This is a genomic window from Streptomyces sp. DSM 40750, assembly GCF_024612035.1.
GTDB lineage: Bacteria > Actinomycetota > Actinomycetes > Streptomycetales > Streptomycetaceae > Streptomyces.
In genome coordinates, this window is the sequence record NZ_CP102513.1 from 9,420,904 (window position 1) to 9,442,502 (window position 21,599).

16 protein-coding genes are annotated in these 21,599 nt (G+C 71.4%); 12 read left to right on the forward strand and 4 right to left on the reverse strand.

All coding sequences use genetic code 11. The features are described from left to right. The first annotated feature begins 826 nt into the window (after window positions 1-826). A complete protein-coding gene (locus JIX55_RS41275) occupies window positions 827-1,636 on the forward strand; it encodes a YihY/virulence factor BrkB family protein (RefSeq protein ID WP_257568321.1) in 810 nt (269 codons plus the stop codon). Between the two features lie 381 nt (window positions 1,637-2,017). Then, window positions 2,018-4,111 carry an elongation factor G gene (gene fusA / locus JIX55_RS41280; RefSeq protein WP_257568322.1) on the forward strand — a complete coding sequence of 698 codons (2,094 nt, stop codon included), beginning with the start codon at window positions 2,018-2,020 and terminating at the stop codon, window positions 4,109-4,111. A gap of 119 nt (window positions 4,112-4,230) precedes the next feature. Here the strand turns inward: fusA and JIX55_RS41285 are convergent, their stop codons facing one another. Continuing rightward, window positions 4,231-5,601 (reverse strand): glycoside hydrolase family 43 protein, encoded by a 1,371-nt coding sequence (locus JIX55_RS41285; RefSeq protein ID WP_257568324.1) that lies wholly within the window; start codon window positions 5,599-5,601, stop codon window positions 4,231-4,233. 332 nt (window positions 5,602-5,933) lie between these two features. Between JIX55_RS41285 and JIX55_RS41290 the strand changes: the two genes are divergently transcribed. The 5 genes from JIX55_RS41290 (at window position 5,934) to JIX55_RS41310 (ending at window position 13,142) form a co-directional block, all read left to right on the forward strand. Next, entirely contained in the window at window positions 5,934-6,857 is a 924-nt protein-coding gene (locus tag JIX55_RS41290) for a hypothetical protein (RefSeq protein WP_257568325.1), read from the forward strand. 118 nt (window positions 6,858-6,975) lie between these two features. Continuing rightward, complete coding sequence (locus JIX55_RS41295; RefSeq protein ID WP_257568326.1) at window positions 6,976-7,422, forward strand: hypothetical protein; 447 nt, start codon at window positions 6,976-6,978, stop codon at window positions 7,420-7,422. Window positions 7,423-7,509: 87 nt separating this feature from the next. Beyond that, window positions 7,510-7,953 carry a peptidase inhibitor family I36 protein gene (locus tag JIX55_RS41300; RefSeq protein ID WP_257568327.1) on the forward strand — a complete coding sequence of 148 codons (444 nt, stop codon included), beginning with the start codon at window positions 7,510-7,512 and terminating at the stop codon, window positions 7,951-7,953. A gap of 152 nt (window positions 7,954-8,105) precedes the next feature. Next, window positions 8,106-11,996, forward strand: coding sequence for an nSTAND1 domain-containing NTPase (locus JIX55_RS41305; protein WP_257568328.1), 3,891 nt, complete (start codon window positions 8,106-8,108; stop codon window positions 11,994-11,996). A gap of 261 nt (window positions 11,997-12,257) precedes the next feature. Next, window positions 12,258-13,142 (forward strand): C40 family peptidase, encoded by an 885-nt coding sequence (locus JIX55_RS41310; RefSeq protein WP_257568329.1) that lies wholly within the window; start codon window positions 12,258-12,260, stop codon window positions 13,140-13,142. 107 nt (window positions 13,143-13,249) lie between these two features. Here JIX55_RS41310 and JIX55_RS41315 read toward each other — a convergent pair whose 3' ends face one another. Beyond that, the gene (locus tag JIX55_RS41315) at window positions 13,250-14,260 is read right to left on the reverse strand and encodes a Gfo/Idh/MocA family protein (protein WP_257568330.1); all 1,011 of its coding nucleotides are present in this window, start codon (window positions 14,258-14,260) and stop codon (window positions 13,250-13,252) included. 95 nt (window positions 14,261-14,355) lie between these two features. Then, window positions 14,356-15,117 carry an SDR family oxidoreductase gene (locus tag JIX55_RS41320; protein ID WP_257568331.1) on the reverse strand — a complete coding sequence of 254 codons (762 nt, stop codon included), beginning with the start codon at window positions 15,115-15,117 and terminating at the stop codon, window positions 14,356-14,358. A 186-nt stretch (window positions 15,118-15,303) separates the two neighbouring features. Here JIX55_RS41320 and JIX55_RS41325 point away from each other — a divergent pair, with 186 nt between their 5' ends. Next, entirely contained in the window at window positions 15,304-16,350 is a 1,047-nt protein-coding gene (locus tag JIX55_RS41325) for a LacI family DNA-binding transcriptional regulator (protein ID WP_257568332.1), read from the forward strand. A 245-nt stretch (window positions 16,351-16,595) separates the two neighbouring features. Here the strand turns inward: JIX55_RS41325 and JIX55_RS41330 are convergent, their stop codons facing one another. Then, complete coding sequence (locus JIX55_RS41330) at window positions 16,596-17,408, reverse strand: CDP-alcohol phosphatidyltransferase family protein (protein WP_257568333.1); 813 nt, start codon at window positions 17,406-17,408, stop codon at window positions 16,596-16,598. A gap of 111 nt (window positions 17,409-17,519) precedes the next feature. On the opposite strand from JIX55_RS41330, the gene JIX55_RS41335 reads away from it, so the two are divergent. The 4 genes from JIX55_RS41335 to JIX55_RS41350 all read left to right on the forward strand — a co-directional run bounded on the left by JIX55_RS41335 (window position 17,520) and on the right by JIX55_RS41350 (window position 21,272). Next, window positions 17,520-18,500 (forward strand): zinc-dependent alcohol dehydrogenase, encoded by a 981-nt coding sequence (locus tag JIX55_RS41335; protein WP_257568334.1) that lies wholly within the window; start codon window positions 17,520-17,522, stop codon window positions 18,498-18,500. A gap of 170 nt (window positions 18,501-18,670) precedes the next feature. Then, the gene (locus JIX55_RS41340) at window positions 18,671-19,069 is read left to right on the forward strand and encodes a 6-pyruvoyl trahydropterin synthase family protein (protein WP_257568335.1); all 399 of its coding nucleotides are present in this window, start codon (window positions 18,671-18,673) and stop codon (window positions 19,067-19,069) included. Continuing rightward, entirely contained in the window at window positions 19,066-20,289 is a 1,224-nt protein-coding gene (locus JIX55_RS41345; protein WP_443046652.1) for a glycosyltransferase family 4 protein, read from the forward strand. The genes JIX55_RS41340 and JIX55_RS41345 overlap by 4 nt, the downstream gene beginning before the upstream one ends. Further along, window positions 20,286-21,272: a class I SAM-dependent methyltransferase gene (locus JIX55_RS41350; protein ID WP_443046653.1), complete on the forward strand. Its 987-nt coding sequence runs from the start codon at window positions 20,286-20,288 to the stop codon at window positions 21,270-21,272. Before JIX55_RS41345 ends, JIX55_RS41350 begins: the two co-directional genes overlap by 4 nt. The last annotated feature ends 327 nt before the right edge of the window (window positions 21,273-21,599 follow it).

A 21,599-nucleotide genomic window follows, 5' to 3' on the forward strand; every position in this document is an offset into this window, starting at 1 on the left:
CCTTGACCGAGCCGCTGCCGGGCTTCTTCGAGGAAGTGGCCGCCTTCGAAGGCTTCGATGTCGAGCCCTCCCCGCCCTTCCCCGTGTCTTGGCATCCCACCGCGGCCGATGCCAAGGTGAGGGTGGCGGTCAGCAGCGTTCCCCGTCTCATCCATCTCCGGGTTCGATTCACCGTAGGTTCCCCCTTTTGTTCGCTTGCAAGGCCGCACGCACGGCCAACAGGGTCGAAGACGCGCCATTTTTCAGGTCGGTTGCGGATGCTGGGCCGAATAGTCCTACGACGTGGCTCGTGCGGATCACGGGGGTGCCGACGGATCTCACTCGGTCACCTGTCGGCCACTTCTGCGGTCAGGTACGTCAGGCACCCCCTCCCGTCCGTCACGCTCTGTGATTGGCCTGCTGGTGCACGGGGCCTGAGCCGGTCGCGCATCCGGAGGCGGCGGGGCACGCTGGAAGCAGCCAGTCGTGACGTATGGGCCGGGCCGGCGCGGGGACGAGCCCTCATGCCGGTGCATGGGAACAGGACGGGGTGACCACGCATGTGCCATCGAGTGAGGCCACCACTGCGGCAGGTTTGTCGCGGCCCTCTCGGCCAGGGGAGAAGCGGCAGTCCTGTCCGGCCTGTCGGCCCCGTCGTCCCGTCGGACCTCTAGAGCCCGTGGCGGAACCCATGGAACCCGTCGGACCGCCGGACCGGTCCGAGCCGTCCGGTTCATCGGCCGTTCCACGTTCTTCCGGTCAGCCTGATGCTCCGGGTCCCCCAGAGGAAGGCCGGCCCGGCAGGCGCAGGAACAGGAGCCACCCCCGCGGTCGCGGGCACCGCTCGATGAAACTGCGCCGCTTCCTCCACAGCAGGGCCACGCGCGTATGGCGGCGCGGCAGGGAAGTGGAGTTGATGCACCGGGCCATGGGCTTCGCGGCGCTGGGACTCGTGACGTTCGCCCCGCTGCTGATCGTGGTCGCGGCGGCCGCCCCCATCCAGGAACGCGGCTTCGCCCTGTGGATCGTCGACGGCATGGGGCTGTCCGGGCGCTCCGCCGACGCCGTGCAGGACCTCTTCTCCGCACCCCGCAAGGTCCTGAGCACGATCAGTGTCCTGAGCGTGGTGCTGCTCGCGGTCTTCGGCGTGACGTTCGCGGGCAGTGTCCAGACCGGTTACGAGAAGGTCTGGGACCTGTCGGCCGGGCGCTGGCACACCGTATGGCGACGCGCGGTGTGGCTTGTCGCTCTGACGGCCTACCTCTTCGCCGAAGCGCAGAGCGGCGCCCTCCTGGGATCGGGAACACTGCGCTCATGGGCCCGGCTCGTGCTGTCCACGCTGCTCGGCGTGCTCTTCTTCTGGTGGGGACAGCGGTTCCTGCTCGGCGGCCGGATCTCCTGGCGTGCCCTCCTGCCGGGCGCCATCGCCACGATCGTGGGCCTGGGCGGCCTGCGCCTGTTCTCCTACCTGGTCTTCTCCCCGCTCATCGTGAGCAACGCGGTCTCCTACGGTTCGGTCGGCACCGTCCTGATGGTGACGTCCTGGCTCATCGGGGTCGGCTTCGTCGTCTTCGGCGGCGCCCTCGTCGGTCGCTACTGGTACCTCCACGAACCGCACCACATTCCGCATTCCCACAGCCGCTCCCGGAAGCACTGAGTGGCGCCGTGGACCGGCCCGCTGAAAAATGCGGTGCTCCGGCTGCGTCCGCTTCTCTAGAATCGCCACACATCGCGCGCCGCACGACACCGCGGCGCGCGCGTCGTGACGAGTTGACGCAGAGCGATCGAGGGGAGCCCGGCCGTGTGTGACCGCACCGCTGTCGTCGTTCCCCGTTCCCTCTACGAGGTGATCCTCGTGTCCTCGTCCGTCCGGTGCCCGCTGCGCGGCCGGTACCGGATGCCCGTGACGAACGCCTGATCCCGAAGCCACGCATGTGCCGGAGCGACAGCTCCGTCCCTCCTGCGTGCCTTCGCCGTCCGTCGTGTCCGCACGGGAATCGCGCTGCCCCGATACAGCTCAACTGAAAGGCCACGGGCCATGCGCAGCAACGTCAACAACCCTCTGACCGCCGTCCGCAACCTGGGCATCCTCGCCCACGTCGACGCCGGAAAGACCACCGTCACCGAGCGGTTCCTGTACGCCACCGGGACCACGCACAAGCGCGGCGAGGTCCACCACGGCACGACCGTCACCGACTACGACCCGCAGGAGCGCGATCGCGGGATCACGATCTTCGCTGCCGCGGTGAGCTGCGACTGGGACGGCCATCGGATCAACCTGATCGACACGCCGGGCCATGTCGACTTCGCCGACGAGGTGGAGCGCTCGCTCAGGGTGCTCGACGGCGCGATCGCGGTGTTCGACGCGGTCGCGGGGGTCGAGCCGCAGAGCGAGTCGGTGTGGCGGCAGGCCGACCGGCACGGCGTACCGAGGATCGCGTTCGTCAACAAGCTGGACCGCGCGGGCGCCGACCTCGACACGGCGGTCGAGTCGATCCGGCAGCGGCTCCACCCGGCACCGCTGGTGGTGCAGTTGCCGATCGGTACGGAGGACGGGTTCACCGGTGTCGTGGATCTGCCGCGCATGCGCGCGCTGGTCTGGGCGGACGGCGACGACACGGCCGAGGAGGGGCCGGTGCCGGAGGCCCTGCGGGACGAGGCGGAGCGACGCCGACGGCGGCTGGAGGAGGCGGTGGCGGAACTGCATCCCATGGCGCTGGAGGAGTTCTGCGCGGAGTCCACGCTCAGCGCGCGGACGCTGGCGGCAGCGCTACGCGACCTGACCCGCACCGGCGAGGGCGTGGTCGTGCTGTGCGGCTCGGCCTACCGCAACCGGGGCATCGAACCGCTGCTCGACGCGGTCGTGGCGTATCTGCCCTCGCCGCTGGACGTACCGGCCGTACGCGGTACGCACGACGGTACGGAACAGGAGCGCGCCGCCGATGCCCGGGCGCCCCTCGCGGCCCTGGCGTTCAAGGTGAGCGCCACGGCCACCGGACGGCTGACCTATCTGCGGCTGTACTCGGGAACCATCCAGAAGGGAGACGCGGTGCTGGACGCGGGAACGCGGCGCGGCGAACGGATCGGGCGGATCCTGCGGGTCCAGGCCGACCGGCACGCGGAGTTGGACCGGGCGGTGGCCGGGGACATCGTCGCGGTGGTCGGGCTGAAGTCGGCCCGCGTGGGGGCGACCCTGTGCGCGCCGACGGCGCCGCTGCTCCTCGAACCGCCGTCCGTCGCCGAACCGGTGGTGTCCGTGGCCGTGGAGGCACGCAGGAGCACCGACACCGACCGGCTGGCGACGGCCCTGGCACGGCTGGCCGAGGAGGACCCCTCGCTGGTCGTACGGACCGACCCCGAGACCGGTCAGACGGTGCTGTCCGGGATGGGCGAACTGCATCTGGAGGTGGCGGTGGAGAAGATCCGGCAGGCCCAGGGCCTGGAGGTCACGGTCGGCCGGCCGAGGGTGGCGTATCGCGAGACGGTTGTCCGCGGGGTGTCCGGTCTGGTCTTCCGGCACGTCAAACAGGACGGCGGGGCAGGGCAGTTCGCCCATGTCGTCCTCGACATGGCACCGCTGGAGGCGGATGACGACGGTGTCGGCGGCGCTGCCACGGGCTTCGTCTTCCGCTCGACCGTCGTCGGCGGCCGGGTGCCGCAGGAGTACGTCCGCGCGGTCGAGGCCGGCTGCCGTGACGCCCTCGCCGAGGGGCCGCTCGGCGGTCACCCGGTGACCGGGCTGAGCGTCACCCTGACCGACGGGGCGACCCACTCCAAGGACTCCTCGGAGATGGCGTTCCGCACGGCCGGGCGGCTCGCGCTCCGGGAGGCCATGCGTACCGGTGTGATGGGCCTGCTGGAACCCGTCGCCGACGTCACCGTCACCGTGCCCGCGGACGCCGTGGGCGGGGTGCTCGGCGACCTCGCGGCACGGCGGGGGCGGGTGTCGGAGTCCGTTGCTCGGGCGGGGGCCGTGGTGATCGGCGCGACTGTGCCGTTGGCCGAGTTGTTCGGGTACGCGACGCGGCTGCGTAGTCGTACGCAGGGGAGGGGGACGTTCACGACTCGTCCCATGGGTTACGCCCCCGCCGCCCCTGACCGTCCCGTCCTCAAGGGAGGTGCCCCCCTCTGACCCCACGGAGCGCCTTCCGGCTCGGGTCCGTCGGGGTCATGGCGAGTGACGGCCAGTAGGGGTTGTTCGAACAGTCTCCCCGCGCCCCTCAAGGGGCGCGGGGAGACTGTCTGTCGCCCTTACGCCCAGGGGCTCACCGCGGTGAAGCTGCTGTCCGCCCTGAACGTGTCCGTGGCCTGGTACACGTCCAAGCGCAGCTCGTAGTTGTAGTGCCGGATGTAGCGACCCGGGTAGTTGTACGACTCCAGGCGGACCGAGCCGGAGGTCGTGCCCGGGCGGGCGCAGTACGTGGCGTCCTTGTCGAAGACGGTCGTCCCGTCGTCCGTGGCGAAGCGGACCCGGTAGTCCCAGTGCCGCAGATAGCGGCCGGCGGAGTCGCGGAAGGAGTAGCAGTTGGAGTCCGCGAGGCCGGGCACGATCGTGAAGGTCGCGCTCTGCTTGACGGCGGTGGTGCTGGAGGAGGTCACCGGGTCGACGTAGCCGAGGCTGTCGGAGCGGACCACGGCGTAGCGGCCCGTGTAGTTGACGGACTGGAGGGACCGGGTGGTGTTGGTCGGCAGGGTGACACCACCGGACACGACCTCTTTCAGGACGGTCAGGTGGCGTACGAAGCCGGTGAGGCCCGGGAGTTCGACCGGGGTCGACCAGGTGGCGAAGTTGTCGTTGCTGTCGCTGTACCAGTACTTCTGGTCACCGTAGGCGTCGTAGTAGATCCGCCAGCCGCCGTTGTCGAGCTGGACGAGCGCAGGGCCCTCCTTCCCGGAGCCGAAGCCGGCCCAGTTGCCGGTCTTCTTGAAGGTGTACGGGCCGGTGAGGCTGGAGGCGGTGGCGTACTCGATGTACTTCGTCGTCTCGTTCTTGGTGAACGCGTGGTAGGTGGAGCCGATCTTGACGATGAAGGTGTCGATGTAGTTCGGGCTGATCCCGGAGAGCACGGTCGGCGCGGACCAGGCGGTGAGGGCGGAGTTGGTGGCCGTCAGCTTGTACGGCTTGAAGATCCACTCGCCGTCGGCCGCGACGGACGCCGACAGGATGATGTTGACGCTGCCGTCGGTGTCGACGAACCACTCCGGGGCCCAGGCGCGCTGGAGGCCGCTGATCGGGACCGTGTAGTCGTACAGGAAGGTCCAGTTGAGGCGGTCGGTGGAGCGGGCGAAGCCGATGGTGGTGGACAGCGCCGACCAGGTGCGGGTGGTGTACGTCAGGTAGTAGTAGCCGTCCGTGTGCTTGAAGATGCTGGGGTCACGGATCAGCCCGGAGGGCGGGGTGTAGGCCGGGCCCTTCCGGAGGGTGAAGCCGGTCGCGTCCGGCGAGTCGTAGACGTACATGTTCGACTCGCTGCTGTTGGTGAACGCGGTCATGGTGTACCGCGTCGCCTGCCCGGCGGGCGGGGCCGCGGCTCCGGCCGTGCCGCCGAGGGCGGTGGTGAGCCCCAGGAGGGCGGCCACCGAGGTGAGGAGGGCGAGGACCGCCCTGAGGGTTCTGTTCAACGCTCGTCCCATTTCTGCGTGAACTGCCCTGAGGCGTCGGATGTTGTTCGAAATTTCGGCTCTTGTGCGGAACTTCGGTCAGAAGATAAGAGGGAGGCATGTGCGCGTCAATGGATCGCGCAGGATTGTGCGAAGCGGGATTCCGTTTACCCGCCGCCCAGGTCGCCGGCGTTGCCTCCGGTCATGTGTTTCCCCAGGTCGTAGCTGGTTTCCCGGTCCCCTCACAGGCGGGCAACAGGAAACTCGTCGACCCCGGTGAGCAGTGGGGCAACTCTGGATTCGACAGCACGCAGCAAGACCACGACCAAGCGTGAGACCAGGGGGGTTGGCCCATGAGACGTGTGCTCGTGTCTCTGTGCGCGGTGGTGGCGGCCACCGCGGTCGCCGCGACCGGATGCGCCGGCAGCGATGGCGGAGGCCGGGAGCAGGGGGACCGACAGCAGCGCCCCCGGGCGCTGACCTGGCAGCAGGAACTGCGCGTCATGGATGCGCAGCAGCGCCTGACGAAGCAGTGCATGAAACGGCACGGCTTCGACTACTGGGAGGACCGCCGTCTGACGCTCGCGGAGAGCCGTCCGGTGCGCTACGTCCAGGACGACGTGGAGTGGGCCCGTACGTACGGGTACGGAAGCCGGATCGACGCCGAGAATCAGCGCGCACACGAACACAACCCCATCGGCACCTACCGCCAGAGCCTCACCGGGCACCGGCGCGCCGCCTTCGACATCGCCCTCGACGGCGGCGACGACGCCCACATGCTCACCGCGGCGCTGCCGGGCGGCGGCGAGATCCGCAAACGCCTCGGCGGCTGCACCGAGGAGGCCGAGCGCAAGCTCTACGGTGACCCGGCCGAATGGTTCCGCACCGGCAAGGTCGCCACGAGCCTCAACGCCCTCTATGGCGAAGACCTGATGAAAGACCGTCAGCTGACCGGGGCGACAGAGGCCTGGGCCCGGTGCATGAAGAAGGCCGGACAGCCCTACAGCGACCCCCAGGCAGCTCGCGATGCCGTCCGGGTCAACACCGGCCGACTGGGCGAGGCCCGCGCCGACGAGGCGTTCGCCGCCGAGCGGAAGACCGCCGTGGCGGACGCGACCTGTGCCCGCGAGACGTCCCTGCGAGCCGTGGCGTCGGCCCGGGAGACGTACTACGAAGACCGCCTGCGTGACCGGTTCGGCAAGGACGTCGACACCTACCGGAAACTCGGTCAACAGGCCTACGACCGGGCGGTGCGCATCGTTCCCGAGCGTGACTGACCACTACTCGCCCCGGGCGCGCACCGACCACCGATGACGGCAGACCGGGCCACCGCCCGGCGTGCGGTCAGCGGCAGCACCACACCCACGCACGACCAACGAAACGAGGGGAATCACCATGCGCAAGTTCACCGTCACGGCAGCGCTCCTCGGGCTTACGGCCCTGGGCGTCGTCGTACCCGCCACCACCTCGCAGGCGGCAGACAGTGCCGTCGCCGGCCCTGTCTGTGACAGCAAGTGGGGTGCGCGCAACGGCAACATGTACGCCTGGGACGCTCAGGACTGCCAGGGCAACGCCATGATCGTCAACGCGGGGACCCTCGACAGCTGGGGTGGCGCCAATGACCGGGCCTCGTCCGTCATGAACCGCGGGTACACCGGCAACCTGTCGATCGTCAAGTTCTACTTCCTCGAAAACCAGCAGGGGGGCCACACCTGCCTCTACCCGGGCGAGCTGTACGCCGACAACCTGACCGACAACCGGTTCACCAACAACGTGATCGTGGACAACAACATCAGGTCGCACGAGTGGGTGAACGGCGGCTGCGGCGCCACCCTTACCTGATCGGCCCGGGCGGCCCGGACCTGACCACCCGGGCCGCCCGAGCCCCTGTCCAAGGGCACGCCACACCAACGCAAGGGGGAACACACGATGCGCAAGCTCACCGTCACGGCGGCGCTTCTCGGGCTCACCGCGCTCGGCGTCACCGTGCCCACCACGGCCGCGCAGGCGGCCGACAGCGCCGTCGCCGGTTGTGGCGACCTGTGGGGTCCGCGTAACGGCAAGGTGTACGCCTGGGACCTTCCGAACTGTCAGGGCACCCTCATCTACGTCGGCACGGGCAACGCCGCCGACTGGGGTGACGCTTCCGACAAGGCCTCGTCCGTGATGAACCGCGGCTATGCCGGCAGCCTGGACCACGTCGCGTTCTACGACCACGCCGGCTACGGCGGCGGCCACGGCTGCCTCGCGCCGGGTGAGCTGTACGTCGCCGACCTGGCCTACAACCGGTTCAACGACGGCACCAGCGCGGACAACAGGATCAGCGCGCACAGGTGGGTGAACCGGAGCTTCTGCTCGACCCTGTGGACCTGACGCCTCCGGCGTACGAACGTCCGGAACCGCCCACCCGCGGTTCCGGACGTTCGTGTTTGCGCCACTCCGGGTGAAAGGCTTGGCTGGCCTAACCGTCCCGGCAGTAACCTGGGCATCCGCCGTCTCACGGCCGCACTGCCTTGGGGGACACCTTGGGGGACCCGCAGCACAGACAGGACGCAGACCACCGAAACGGACGGGATCCGGACGCGCTGACCACGCAGTCCTTCCCGGTACAACTGAGGCGACTGAGGCAGGAACGCGGACTGTCACTCACCGATCTGGCACGGCAGACGCACTACAGCAAGGGCTACCTCAGCAAGATCGAGACCGGCACGAAGCGCGCGACCGTCGACGTCGCCCGCCTCTGCGACCAAGTGCTGTGCGCCGAGGGCGAGTTGCTGCGGCTGGTGCGGCAGGCACCGCATCGCGACGGTGATCCGGGTTCCGAAGCCGACATGTCCGAGCGGCACTCCGGCGAGACGTGTCCCTACCGCGGCCTGTCGGCGTTCACCCAGCAGGACGCGGAATGGTTCTTCGGCCGGGAGCGCGCGACGTCCGCACTGGTGGAGCGGATCTTCGAGCGGGTCGGCAGCGGACCACTGATGCTGGCCGCCCCGTCGGGCGCGGGCAAGTCGTCCCTGCTCAACGCCGGTCTCGTACCCGCTCTTCGACGTGGCGACCTCCCGATGCCGGGCGCCGACCGATGGCCCGTGGTGATGTTCACCCCCACCTCGCGCCCGCTGGACGAACTGCTGGAACGCACCGCGAAAACGCTGGGCAGCGACCTCGGCATCACCGCGGACGAGGTGCGGGAGAATCCCGACGCGCTGCTCGACGCCGTACGCACCAGGTCGGACGACCCGCCGCCGTCCGCCGGCGACCGGCTGCCCCCACCACCCCGACCGGTGCTGATCGTCGACCAGTTCGAGGAACTGTTCACCCTCTGCACCGACGAGGACGAACGACGCTCCTTCGTCCGGGTGCTGAGCGCCCTGGCGACCCCCCGGTCGACGGAGAGCACCCACGAGCCCGCTGTCGTGGTGCTCGGCGTACGCGCCGACTTCACCGGCAACTGTCTGGATCTCCCCGAGCTGGCTCCGGTCTTCACCGACGGGTTGTTCGTCCTGTCCCCGATGTCCGTGGCGGAGCTGCGGGAATCGATCACATGCCCCGCGGAACTCGCCGGGGTCACCCTCGAACCCGGCCTCGTCCCCCTGCTCCTGCGCGACGCGGGACTGCGCGACGAGCCGGAGGCGGCACCCCGGGGAACCGCGATCGGCGCCGACGAGACACCCTCCGGCGCGCTCCCCCTCGTCTCCCACGCCCTGTTGGCCACCTGGCAGCAGCGCTCGGAGTCCGCGCTGACCGTCGACGGGTACGAACGGGCCGGCGGCATCCAGGGGGCCATCGCACGGACCGCCGAGAACGTGTTCGCGCGGTTGTATCCGGCCGAGCAGAAGACGATCCGCCGCATCCTGTCCCGGCTGGTGATCGTCGTGGACGGGGCCGGGGCGACCCGCCGCCGGATGAGCCGGGCCGCCCTGATGGCACAGTTCGCCGACGCGGACGGGGCCGCCGCCGCGCTCGACGCCTTCGTCCGGGCCCGGCTCATCACCATGGACAGCGACACGGTCCAGATCACCCACGAGGCCCTGCTGCACGCCTGGCCCCGGCTGCGGGACTGGATCCACGCCGACCGGGCCGGGCTCCTCCTCCACCAGCAACTCGCCCACGCGGCCGGCGAATGGGAGCGCGAGGACCACGACCCGTCCGTCCTCTACCGGGGCACACGCCTGGAGACCGTACGGTCCTGGGCCGACGAGTCGGACGGCTGGAGCCGGCTCGGGCCGGGCGAGGAGGCCTTCCTGAGGGCTAGTCAGGCGGAGGAGGACGGCCGCCGCAGGCAGGCAGGGCGGCAGACCCGGCTGCGGCAGTCCATGGTCGCCACGCTCGTCGTCCTGCTGGGGCTCGCCGTGACCGCCGGTGGCCTCGCCTACCAGCAGCGGGAGAGCGCCCTCGACCAGGAGCGCGTCGCCCGCTCCCAGGCGCTCGCCGTGCGGTCCGCGTCCCTCGCCGGGGGCCAGCCGGAGGCGTCGATGCTGCTCGCGGAGGAGGCCTACCGGGCCGACACCACCGCCGAGGCACGCGGGGCCCTGCTCAGCACCCAGTCCCAGCCCTTCACCGCCCGGCTCGGAGGGCACCGCGGGCCGGTCAACGCGGTGGCCTTCGCGCCGGACGACCGGTTGCTGGCGACAGCCAGTTCCGACGGCACGGTGACCCTGCGGAGCGTGGCCGACGGCCACCGGAAGCTCGCCACGTTCACCGTCCCCGGACGGGTGCGCTCGGTCGCCTTCAGCCCCGACAGCCGTACTCTCGCGGTGACGTCGACCGACGGGCCGGTGAGCGTGTGGAGCACCGCCGACCACCGCAGGAAGGCCGTGCTGTCCGCCGCCACGAAGGGGGCCCGGGCGGTCGCCTTCGACCCGCGCGGGCGTGCGCTCGCCGTCGCGGCCGCCGACGGGACCGTCCAGCTGTGGGACGTCGACCGCCGCAGGCTCACCGCCTCGCTCACCGGCCACAAGGGAACACTCAACGCGCTGGGCTACGCCCCCGACGGCCGGACCCTGGTCTCCGCCGGTGACGACCGGACCGTACGGCTCTGGGACACCGACCGCGCGCGGCGGCTCGACGTTCTCGAAGGACACACCGACGAGGTGCTGGGCGCGGTGTTCTCCCCGGACGGCAGCCAGCTGGCCTCCGCCGGGGTCGACCGGACCGTACGGCTGTGGGACGTGCGCGGTGGCCGGCAGACCGCGACGTTCACGGGCAGCAGCGACGACATCAACGCCGTCGCCTACACACCTGACGGCGCGACGGTCGTCGGCGCGGTCGGTGACGGGACGACCAGGCTGTGGGACGTGCGCAGCGGCCGGCAGACCGCCGTGCTCGCCGGACACACCGACTACGTCCTGGGGGTGGCCGTGACCTCCGACGGCGCCCTGCTGGCCACGGCCGGATTCGACCAGTCCGTCGTTCTCTGGGACCTCGGCGGGCCGGTGCTGACGGCGCGTCCGTTCACGGAGGTCTGGCAGGCCGAGTACAGCGCCGACGGCAGACTGCTGGCCACCGCCGACGCCGATCACACGGTGCGGCTGTGGAACGCGAAGACGCACACGCTGCTGAAACCGTTGGAGGGCCACACCGAGACCGTCTTCTCGGTGGCCTTCGCGCCCGACGGCCGCACCCTCGCCTCGGCGGGATCCGACGGCACGATCCGCCTGTGGGACGTGGCGAGGCAAGAGGCGCTGGCGACGCTGACCGGTCATGCCGGACCGGTCTTCTCCGTCGCCTTCGCACCCGACGGGCGGACCCTGGCGTCGGCGGGCGCCGACCGTACGGTGCGCCTGTGGGACGTGACGAAGCGCGAGCAGCTCGTGAAGCTCACCGGCCACAAGGACTACGTCAACGACGTCACCTTCAGCCCCGACGGCCGCACCCTCGCCAGCGCCGGCGACGACCTGTCCGTGCGTCTCTGGGACGTCGCCTCGCACCGCGCGCTGGCCGAGCTCACGGGACACTCGGGCGCGGTACGGGGCGTGGCCTTCAGCCCCGACGGCCGCACCCTCGCCAGCAGCGGCAACGACGGCACGATCCGTCTGTGGGACGTCCGCGAACGCCGTTTCGAGGCCGCCCTGACGGGCCACTCCGGCTCCGCCCGGGGCCTCGCCTTCTCACCGGACGGCCGCATGCTCGCCAGCAGCGGCAACGACCGTACGGTGCGTCTGTGGGACGTCGCCGCGCGGCGGCCGTGGGCGACGCTGACCGGCCACACGAACGCCGTGTGGGGCGTGGACTTCGCGCCCGACGGGCGGACGGTGGCCAGCAGCAGCACCGACGGCACGGTACGGCTGTGGGACCTCGACCCCGGGGCCCGGCTCGCGGAGATCTGCCGGCTGCGCGCCGGAATCGGCCCCGACGAACGTGAAAGCCTCCTGCCGGGGGTGCCCGTGTCGGCGGGATCGGCCTGTGGCCGCACCTGAGGGCGGTGATCAGGTGATGGCCAACCGCCCTGCTCGGAAGGGGTTTCCCGGATGTTTCCCCGTTGCCTGACCGGATGGGGCGACATCCGGATCTCGACACGCGGGGCCTACCGCCAGCAGGCTGCTTCCCGACCACACCGAGCACGTCCCGTCACGGCACCGGCAGAGCGTCGGCAGAGCGCCGCGACTGCTTCCCGCACGCCAACACGACCGATTCATCCGACTGCTGTAACCACGTCAACAGGAAACGGGGGTCCCGGCATGGTGAGCCGGACCGGACTCATCCGCACACTGATCGCGCTCCTCGCCTTCCTCTTCTGGGCGCCGGTCTCCACGGCCGCCGCCGCGCAGGCGGCACCGGCCGCTGCCGCCGCCGACGAGTGCGGCGTCCTCGCGCCCGGCGCCTCCGCGGCCGCCGAGCGCGCGATCGCCGCCGCCTGCACCGAGGTCGCGGCCGGCACCTGGTACACGTGGGGTGGCGGCCACGGCGCCCAACCCGGCGCCACCTACGGGCAGGTGGACCCCACCGACCCGGACGACAGCGCGCACGACCCCGAACGGCGCGGCTTCGACTGTTCGGGCCTCGTCCGACACGCCTACGCCCAGGCCACCGGCTCGGACATCCTCAACGGCGTCGCCAGCCAGCAGTACTACACGCACCGCGCCGCCGAACGCTTCACCGCCGCCCAGGGTCTCGCCCCGCTGCTCCCCGGCGACCTGCTGGCATGGGGCACCTCGAAGGACCTGCACCACATCGCCATCTACCTCGGCGCGGGCAAGATGGTCGAGGCCAAGGAGTCCGGCACCAAGCTCATGGTCAGTGACGTGCGCCTGAACGGTAACTACTACGGCGCCGTCCGCGTCAACACCGGCCAGGTCACCGGCCACATCCACCAGACCTGGGGCACCGACGTCTGGACCAAGGCCGAACCCCGCCTCGCGGCCGCCCGTGTCTACGCCTTCCCGTACTCCACCACCATCCGCGTCGAGTGCCAGAAGCACGCGGAGGAGGTCACCTCCGACGGCTACACCAACGATGTGTGGTCCTACCTGCCGGACTACAAGGCCTGGGTCACCAACATCTACATCAAGGGCCCTGCCTGGCTGGCGGGAGTCCCCGACTGCGACCAGAGGCCCACGCCCTGACCACGGCCGCACCATGACGGCGTCCGCATGATGACGCCGCTCGCGCCGGCGACCGCCCGGGGGGACGGTCGCCGGCGCGAGTGTGTTCGGCTCCGCGGTGTGGACGGTCAGGCGGCTTCCTTGCGCACCTCGTCCAGCCGCACCGGCCGGTGTTCCGCCACAGACAGGGTCGCCGCCTCGGCGATCCAGCTCGCCTCGATGGCGTCGGCGACGGTGCAGGGGGAGGTGCGGGTGCCGGCGACGACCTCGGTGAAGGCGATGAGTTCGGCGCGGTAGGCGGGGGCGAAGCGGTCCATGAAGAAGTTGTGCGGGGGACCGGAGGGGAAGGTGACGCCCGGCTCGGCGGAGCGGAGCGGGAGCTGGGTGTCGAGGCCGGCGGCGATGCTGTCCTTCATGCCGTGGAGCTCCAGGCGGACGTCGTAACCACGGGCGTTGTGGCGGGAGTTGGAGATGACGCCGATCGTGCCGTCGTCGAAGGTGAGGAGAGCCGAGGCGGTGTCCACGTCGCCGGCCTCCTTGATGTAGTCCGCGCCCCGGTTGCCGCCGGTCGCGTAGACCTCCACGACCTCCCGGCCCGTCACCCAGCGGACGACGTCGAAGTCGTGGACCGCGCAGTCCCGGAAGATGCCGCCCGAGGACGCCACGTACCCGGCCGGCGGCGGCGCCGGGTCCAGGGTCGTCGAGCGTACGGTGTGCAGCCGGCCCAGCTCGCCGTTCAGGAAGGCCTCGCGGGCGGTCACACAGCCCGCGTCGAAGCGGCGGTTGAAGCCGATCTGGACCTCCACATCGCCGCCCTGCACGGCACGCAGAACGTCGAGGCTCTCCTCGATCGTCTTCGCCACCGGCTTCTCGCAGAACACCGGGATGCCCGCCTCGACCGCCGCCAGGATCAGCCCCGGGTGCGCGTCCGTCGCCGCGGTGACCACGACCCCGTCGATCCCGGAGGCGAACACGGCCTCGGGCGAGTCGGCGACCGTGGCGCCGTACTTCTCGGCGGCGGAGGCGGCGGCCGCGGCCACCGGGTCGGAGACCACCAGCTGCTCCACGACGTCGAGCCCGGCCAGAGTTCCGGCGTGGAAGGCGCCGATGCGGCCCAGCCCCAGGATGCCAATGCGCATGACTGATGTCCCTTTCAGATGTGCAGATGAGAGATACAGGCGGGAAGAGGTGGATGCGGGTAGATATGGGCAGGTCGGGAGGGTGGGGCGGTTGGTCAGTCCGAGGCGCCCAGGACGTTCTGGTCCCAGTCGATCACCGAGCCGGTCACCACGCCGCTGCGGTCGGCCAGCAGGAGGACGACGAAGTCGGCGATCTCGTCGACCTGACCGAGTTTGCCCATCGGCAGGCGCTCGGCGGCCCGCTCCCGCCAGTCGTCGCCCGCGCCGTGGAACTCGCGCTGGATGGAGTCCTCGCCCTCGGTCTCCGTCCAGCCGATGTTGAGGTCGTTGATCCGGATCCGGTCCCAGCGGTGGGCGTGGGCCGCGTTGCGGGTCAGGCCCGCGAGGCCGGCCTTCGCCGCGGAGTACGGGGCGAGATGCGGCGGGCCGCCGTGCGCGCAGGTGGAGCCGATGTTGACGATCGTGCCGGGCGCCTCGCGGGCCACCAGGTGCCGCACCACGGCCTGCATCGCGAAGAAGGGGGCGCGCAGGTTGATCGCGATGTGCGCGTCGAACAGTTCGGGGGAGGTGTCGAGGAGCGAGCCGCGGGAGGTCAGACCGGCCGCGTTGACGAGGCTGTCGACCCGGCCGTGGATGGCGACCACCCGCTCCACGGCGCCGCGCACCTGCGCCGGGTCCGCAAGGTCGGCCCGGACGAAGGTGGCACCGGTGTCCGCCGCGAGCTTCTCACCGATCTCGGCGCGGCGGCCCGTGAACGCCACGGTCGCGCCCTCGCGCAGGGACGCCCGGACGATGCCCGCGCCGACGCCCTGGCTGCCGCCGTTGACGAGGACGACCTTGTCCTCCAGTAGTGCCATGGGGGAAGTTTCCTTTCGGTCGGCTCCGGCGGGGCTTCGCCGGAGCCGTCGCCAGGCCTGGTCGCGGAGGCTTCCACGGCGCCTTCGCCTCTGCCAGTCTTGGGGCGCGGGGCCCCTCGTACAACCCGCAGCGGACCATCAAAAACCCATCATCCAGACCACCACCGAGATCCGGGACGCACCGCCATGGCACACCCCTACACGATCCGTGAGATCGCCCGTCAGGCCGGGCTGAGCCAGGCCACGGTCGACCGGGTCCTCAACGGCCGGGGCGGAGTGCGCGAGAGCACCGCCCGTGAGGTGCACCAGGCCGTCAAGGACCTGGACCGGCAGCGGACACAGGTGCGCATCGGCGGCCGTACCTTCATGGTCGACATCGTGATGCAGACCCCGGAACGGTTCTCCACGGCGGTCCGGGAGGCGCTGGAGGCGGAACTGCCGTCCCTCCACCCGGCGGTCGTACGGTCCCGCTTCCACTTCCGGGAGACCGGGTCCGCCTCGGAGATGGTCAGGGTGCTCGACCGGATCGGCCGGCGCGGTTCGCAGGGCGTGATCCTCAAGGCGCCCGACGTCCCGGAGGTCACCGCCGCCGTCGAACGGCTGGTCGCGGCCGGCGTCCCCGTGGTCACCTTCGTCACCGACCTGCCGAGCAGCCCGCGCAGCGCGTACGTCGGCATAGACAACCGGGCCGCCGGCGCGACCGCCGCGTATCTGCTCCGGCAGTGGCTCGGAGACCGGCCCGGTGCCGTGCTGGTGACGATCAGCCGCAGCTTCTACCGCAACGAGGAGGAGCGCGAGATGGGCTTCCGCGGTGTGATGCGCGCCGTCGAGCCGCGGCGGACGCTCGTCGAGGTCACCGACAGCGACGGCCTCGACGCCACCCAGCGGGACCTCGTCCTCGACGCGCTGAAGCGGGAGCCGGGCATCGGCGCCGTCTACTCGATCGGCGGCGGCAACACCGCGACCCTCGACGCCTTCGCCGTGCTCGGCCGGGAGCCGCACGTCTTCGTCGCCCACGACCTCGACCACGACAACACCCGGCTCCTGCGCGAACACCGGCTCTCCGCCGTGCTCCACCACGACCTGCGCCAGGACGTGCGCCGCGCCTGCCAGACCATCATGCGCGCCCACCAGGCCCTGCCCGAGGAGGGCCCCTTCCTGCCGTCGGCGATCCAGGTGGTGACGCCGTACAACATGCCGCCGGGGGCGGGGACTTCGCCTGCTGCCGGATAGCCGACGGAACCAGCGGAACCAGCGGAACCGACGGAACCAGCGGAACCGAGGGGTCGACGCCCGGCGAGGGGCCGATGAAGGCCCGGAATCTGCTCCCGCACGTCGGCCCCGGTCGGGAGACCGACCGGACGACCCGGAAGCTCGTCCTGACGGTCCGCTGATTTCCCTCGTGCGATTCCTCTCGTGCGCGGAGGCCCCTGAGCCGGGCCCCGCGTGCCCGATCGGATCGCGGCGATCCGAGCCGGTCAGCTCCTGACGAGCTCGGCCGCCCGGCGCTCGGCGGGGGCCTCCACGGCCACGGTCACCGTCTCGTTCACGGTCGCCGTGGCCGTCAGCACGTCCCGGCCGTCCCGGTTGCGGAACAGCCAGGCGATGTCCCGCCCGAACGACCAGAGCAGCGAGCCCAGCGCCAGCGCGACCAGGCCGAAGCCCGCCGCGTACGGCAGCAGCCCGGAGGCGGCGACCAGCAGGAAGACGCCCTGGACCGCGGCGACCGTCTTGCGGGCCATGCTGTGCGGAAGAGAACCGTTCAGCCACGGCATGACCTTGGCGGCGGCGACGAAGACGTACCGCATGAGGCCGATCAACAGCACCCACGGGCCGAACGACATGGAGACGTACACGCTCAGCACCAGGATCAGGAAGGCGTCGACCTCCATGTCGAAGCGGGCGCCCAGCGCGGTCGAGGTGCCCGTGCGGCGGGCCACCTTGCCGTCGACGCCGTCGAGGATCAGGGCCACGGCGGTCAGGCCGACGAAGAGCGAGACGGGCGGCGAGCTCTGGAAGGAGTCGGCGACCAGGGCGGTGACGGCGCCGACGAGGATCGCCCGGCCGAGGGTGACGCGGTTGGCGGGGCCGAAGGAGCGGGTCCGGGTGCGGAGCAGCGCGCGGTTGAGGACGGCCCAGGTGGCGAGCCCGAAGGCCAGCCCGGTCAGCCAGCCCGCCGGGCCCAGTCCGATCGCCGTGCCCAGGAAGGCGAGGAGCAGGACCTGGGCACCGGCGCCCACGGTCGTCTCCGAGAGCAACAGCCGGCCGTCGTAAGTGTTGATCAGGGCCACCGCAAACCTTCCGAACGTGTGTGTGACAGAAACGATCATCGCCGCGTACCGTGTTCGCGACTCCCACCGCTGCGTACGTGGAGAATCGCCGGACCGTTCACGGAGACGCACATGAAACCGACAGCCAAGGCCTTCTGGCTACGCTCTCCCGGGCAGGGGGAGATCCGCGAGGAGACCCTCGCCGGACCCGCCGAGGGCGAGGTGCTCGTCCGCGCGCTGTACTCCGGGGTCAGCCGGGGCACCGAGACGCTCGTGTTCCGCGGCCACGTGCCCGAGAACCAGCACGCGACGATGCGCGCGCCCTTCCAGGAGGGCGAGTTCCCCGCTCCCGTGAAGTACGGCTATCTCAGCGTGGGGCGGGTGGAAGAGGGGCCGGACGCACTCGTCGGCAGGACCGTCTTCTGCCTGTATCCGCACCAGAGCCGCTACGTCGTTCCGGTGAGCGCCGTCACCCTCGTACCGGAGACCGTGCCCGCCGCCCGTGCCGTACTGGCCGGGACCGTCGAGACCGCCGTCAACGCCCTGTGGGACGCGGCCCCCCTCCTCGGGGACCGCATCGCCGTCGTGGGCGGCGGCATGGTCGGCTGCTCGGTCGCCGCGCTGCTGGCCCGCTTCCCGGGCGTGCGGGTCCAGCTCGTGGACGCCGACCCGGCGCGCGCCGACATCGCCCGCGCGCTCGGCGTCGACTTCGCGCTGCCCGAGGAGGCGTTGGGCGAGTGCGACCTCGTCGTGCACGCCAGCGCCAACGAACAAGGACTCGTACGCTCTCTCGAACTCCTCGCCGCCGAAGGCACGGTGATCGAACTCAGCTGGTACGGCGACCGCCGGGTCGCCTTGCCGCTCGGCGAGGCCTTCCACTCACGCCGGCTCACCATCCGCAGCAGCCAGGTCGGAACCGTCTCCCCGGCCGGGCGCGTCGGACGTACGTACGCGGACCGGCTGGCGCTCGCCCTCGAACTCCTCGCCGACGCCCGCTTCGACGCTCTCGTCACCGGGGAGTGCGCCTTCGAGGAACTCCCGGAGATCATGCCGAAGCTCGCGAGCGGAGAGCTGCCGGGGATGTGCCACCGGGTGCGCTACGACACCGACTGAACCCGGGAGTTGAGCGTTCCGGGTCGTCCCACCCGCCCCTGAACTGCCCGAACGGAACGCTGACCCCCCAAAGAAACCGCAAAACTCGGCTGAACAACGGGTAGGGAGCAGCCGTACTACACGGCATGCCCCGGCCCGGGGGCAGACGTACCGCACTGGAGGGTCGTCCGTTGTTCAGCATCACCGTCCGCGATCACATCATGATCGCCCACAGCTTCCGCGGGGCGGTCTTCGGACCCGCGCAGCGCCTGCACGGCGCCACCTTCCTCGTGGACGCCACCTTCCGGCGCGCCGAACTGGACGACGACAACATCGTCGTAGACATCGGACTGGCCACGCAGGAGCTCGGTGCCGTGGTCAGCGAGTTGAACTACCGCAACCTCGACAACGAGCCCGACTTCGCCCACACGAACACCTCGACCGAGTTCCTGGCCAAGGTCATCGCCGACCGCCTCGCCGAGCGGATCCACAAGGGTGCCCTGGGGGAGAACGCCAAGGGCATCGCCGGCATCACGGTCACCCTGCACGAGTCGCACATCGCCTGGGCGAGTTACGAGCGTGCCCTGTGACCGACGTGACGATCGACCGGGCGGCCGTCGGCGCCATGGCTCAGGCAGACGGGGGAGAGCAAGTGAGGCTCGGCTATGTGCCCGTGCAGAACGCGGCACTGAAGCACGCCGCGATCGTCCCCATGTCGCTGCGCTCCGTGCACTTCGTGATGCCGGGCGGCGTCGACGACCTGGCCCGGCCCAGCGGGGGCAACGCCTACGACCGCCGGATCTGCCTCGATCTGCCCGGCTTCGGCTGGCAGGTGCACAAGCACGCGATCGACGGCAGCTGGCCGCGCCCGGGTGAGACGGCACGCGCCGAACTCGCCCGTACGCTGCGCGAATTCCCCGACGGCACGGTCGTCCTGCTCGACGGGCTGGTCGCCTGCGGTGTCCCCGAGATCATCCTCCCCGAGGCCGAACGGCTCTGTCTGGCCGTGCTGGTGCACCTGCCGCTCGGTGACGAGACGGGCCTGGAGCCCGACCTCGCGGCCGAACTCGACGCCAAGGAACGCACGACCCTGCGGGGCGTGTCCGCCGTCATCGCGACCAGCGACTGGGCCGTCCGGCGACTCGTGTCACACCACGGGCTCGCTCCCGAACTGGTCCATGTCGCCGCCCCCGGCGCCGACATCGCCCCCCTCGCCTCCGGCACCGACGGCGTCTCCCGGCTGCTGTGCGTCGCCGCGGTCACCCCGCGCAAGGGCCAGCACCGGCTGGTGGAGGCCCTCGCGAGCGTCACCGAACTGCGCTGGAGCTGCGTACTGGTGGGCGGTCTCGACCAGGAGCCCGAGTACGTCGACCACATCCGCACGCTGATCGCGAAGTTCGGCCTGGAGGACCGGTTCCATCTCGCCGGACCGCAGGCCGGCGCGGAGCTCGACGCGAGCTATGCCGCCGCCGACCTCATGGTCCTCACCTCGTACGCCGAGACGTACGGGATGGCGGTCACCGAAGCCCTCGCCCGCGGAATTCCCGTGCTGGCCACGGACGTCGGCGGTCTCCCCGAGGCCGTCGGCCGCGCCCCCGACGGCGGCGTGCCCGGCATCCTCGTCCCGCCGGAGAACCCCGGGGCCATCGCGGCGGAGCTGCGCGGCTGGTTCGGGGAGGCCGACGTACGGCGCCGGCTGAAGGCCGCGGCGCGCGGCCGCCGGGCCGCGCTGGACGGGTGGGCGACCACGGCCCGCAGCCTCGCCCAAGTTCTGGGCCGGCTGCGGCACGAACCTCGGAGGGCCGCATGACCACTTCTGCCGATATGGCCACGTCTGCGGGTGGGCCCCGGTCTGTGGGTGCGACCGCTTCGGGGGGTACGTCCGCTGCCGCTGAGGGTGCCGCCGCTTCCGGGGCGGCGCTGAGCATGGCGGGGCGCGGGGGTGACACGCCGGCGCCCGAGGGGCACCAGTACGCCCCGCAGTGGCTGGAGTTGCGCGAGAGCGCCGACGCCGACGCCCGCGCGGTGGATCTGCTCGACCCGCTGCGGATCCGCCTCGCCAACCTGCCCGGTCGTGCCACCGGGCTGACCGTCCACGACCTGGGCTGCGGCACCGGCTCGATGGGCCGCTGGCTAGCGCCCCGGCTGGACGGCACCCAGCAGTGGGTGCTGCACGACCAGGACCCGAACCTGCTGCGGCTGGCCACCGCGCGGGCGCCCCGCGCGGCCGCCGACGGCAGCCCCGTCACGGTCACCACCCGGCGCGGCGACATCGGGCGGCTGACGGCGGCCGACCTGGCGGGTGCCTCGCTGGTCACCGCGTCGGCGCTGCTCGATGTCCTCACCCGCGAGGAGATCGAGGCGCTCGCGGCCGCCTGCGCGGGCTCCGGGGTTCCCGCCCTGCTGACCCTCTCCGTCGTCGGCCGCGTGGACCTCGTCCCCGCGCACCCCCTGGACGCCGAGATGGCCGAGGCGTTCAACGCCCACCAGCGCGCCGGCGATCTGCTCGGGCCCGACGCGATCACCGTGGCCTGCGAGGCCTTCGCCCAGCACGGCGCCACGGTCCGCGTCCACCCGAGTCCCTGGCAGCTCGACGCCCGGCACACCGCCCTCACCGAGGAGTGGCTGCGCGGCTGGGTCGGCGCCGCCTGCGTACAGCGCCCCGAACTCACCGAGCGCGCCGACGCCTACCTCCGCGACCGCCTCCGGGCCACCGCGGCCGGCGAACTCCGCGTCGTCGTCCACCACAGCGACCTGCTGGCCCTGCCCCGGCCGACGGGCGGAGCCTCATGACGGCGCCGGTGGAGGAGGCGGTCGAGGCACATCCACCGGTCACGGGGGAGCGCGTACGGGTACGGCCGCGGGGAGTCCGGGCACGCGTGAAGGCGAGCGCGCCCGCGGCCCGGACGAGGGTGCGCGCGATGGCGCCCGGAGCGGGCTCGCGCGAGCCGGTGACTGCTACGGCGACGCCGGACCCGGAACCGCGCGTGGCCGCAAGCGGGTCCGCGTCCACCCTGGATCGCCGTACGGCCTCGGCGGACGTACGGACGGAGCCGGCCGTCGGCCACCGTGCCGAGGGGGACGTCGTGCCCCGCGAGATGCCGGCCCGCGCGAGCGGTG